Annotated in this window: 2 protein-coding genes; both read right to left on the minus strand. The window is 33.0% G+C overall.

Annotated features, from left to right (window positions below; translation table 11 throughout):
* The coding region (locus A9G28_RS07320) for a hypothetical protein (protein WP_141674703.1) at window positions 1–545 on the minus strand (545 nt) is incomplete at its 3' end.
* A gap of 28 nt (window positions 546–573) precedes the next feature.
* The coding region (locus A9G28_RS07325) for a peptidoglycan-binding domain-containing protein (RefSeq protein ID WP_141674704.1) at window positions 574–2083 on the minus strand (1510 nt) is incomplete at its 5' end.

The following is a 2083-nucleotide window of genomic DNA, read 5'->3' on the forward strand; positions in this document are numbered from 1 at the left end:
CGATCAACTAATGGAAGAACCGCAGTATTTAAATTATTATAAATATTCGCCAGCTCTTGGCGCATTTTTCGTTTATTTTTAAACGTTAAAATAATTTCATTATTAATAAATAAGAAAAGGTAATCAGAATTAAACACTAATGATTGATTTAAATTATATTGCTCGGACAATGTTTCAGAAATGAAATATTGATTTTCTTGTTGATGGTCAGTTAAATTTAAACGTTTTAATTCTTTTTGTAATAAACTCCTAAAGTTTGGTATTAAATTATCATTTATTGGTTTTATACCAATAGAATATTTCTCATTAAATATTAATTGATACTGGTTGCTTGTAATCAATAATCCATTAAATAATTCGGATAATTGATAAACACTTTCAGAATCAGATAAGGAATTAGGGAAATAATTAATATTGACTAACTGCCATTCTGTCGTGTCTTCTTTTATCAATTCCTTTACGTTATTTTCTAATTCAGCATTTGCTATCAATGTGATAAGGCAACATAAACACACAATGGCAAATCTATTTATTATTTTTAACATTATTAACCTCTATAGTAGGCTATTTAAACTATTTATTAATAAGTGTAATTAGTTTTTCTTTATTTAAAGTTGTGGCATCAGTACAAAAATATTCATCTAATAAATATTGTTTTTCAAATGATCTAACATCCATATGAATCCAACTATAAGTATGTCCACTTTTTTTCCCTCCTGTTGGAGTTAATCCTATTGGCTCTGTAGTAAATAAATTTATGTCATCCCAATTATTTTGAGTATTAAGATAAGGTTTAAAAAAGTTATCACGAATATATAGTAAAGGGGGAATGTTGTTTTTATTTAGCCCACTAATAGCCCATGTACCTTTATTAAACTGAATATCTAATGCTTTTCCTCTATGGTTAGCTGTCTTTCCGTCCTGATGAGAATGGCAACGATATCCTGAAGAAATCTCTCTAAATTTATAGACATTTTGTCTACCCAAATAAAAGTTTAACGCACAAAATCCAAATAATAATGATCTGTGTATACCAGGAAATTCATAAGTATTATATTTTTCTGGTGAAGTATTTGTTCCTAAACCATTACCAAATCCACTACATTGTTTAGGAGAACACCTACATTTCAGTTGTAACCAAATCGTATTATTAATCGTATATTCTTCTTGAAATCTATCAATTGCTTGTATAACTTGTATATCCACAACGCCAGTTTCCTCAACTTGCATATAATCACGTTGAAACTGTTTTATCATCTTTTCTGTTCTTTCAGTAAATTCATCGGTTGGTACATTGCCACCAAAACCTGCAAGGCGGATATTAATTTCCCGAATAATCTCATGCTTATCGCCTTTCTGAAAAAGAATCTCGCTTTTAGGGAAGTAATCTATCATCGCCACCGGATGAATAAACCATGCCTTGCCGTCTGCGGATAGATTGGACAGTTTAGGCGTATTGGCATCAGTGTTTGCGGTTGGGTTTTGAGCTTGTGCCTGTGCCACTTCTTTCCACCACAGTGACGGTTTAATGCGTTGCTCTTTTTCAAGTTGCCAGTTTGATTTGACATGCTCAAGGGCTTCGTCCACTTTTTTCATGGCAAAGTCTCGATGATAGGGCTCGATTATGCCGATTTTATCTAATATCGCTTCAATAGACTCTTTTTTTTGTTGCTTTTCTTCTTCAAACAGCTCATCTATCTCATTCCATTTACTTAATGCTTCATCGGCATACCATTCACTTTCATATTTTACCAGTAAATGCCCTATCAGCTCTGCGGCCCAGCTTCGGCGTAAACCTTCCTTTAAATAGTTATCCGTAAAAGAAGGTAAGTGTGTTTTTTTTCGCTGATTGGAATAACGCAAAGTTCCCGTTAAGATTTGATGTAATTCCTTCATCGCTGGCGTGTAATCTTCTAAATCCAATTTCGCCACTTTATTCTTACTAATCTTATTGGATAATTCACCTACCGTCGCCTTCTCTTCTACTGTTTTAAATTCAGGCCAATACCATGGAGAAACCAATTTGATATGCGCTTGTGCGCCTGCTGTAATGTTTACCCAACCTTGTATCAGTACCCCTTGT

Source organism: Gilliamella sp. Fer1-1, assembly GCF_001690825.1.
GTDB lineage: Bacteria > Pseudomonadota > Gammaproteobacteria > Enterobacterales > Orbaceae > Gilliamella > Gilliamella apicola_C.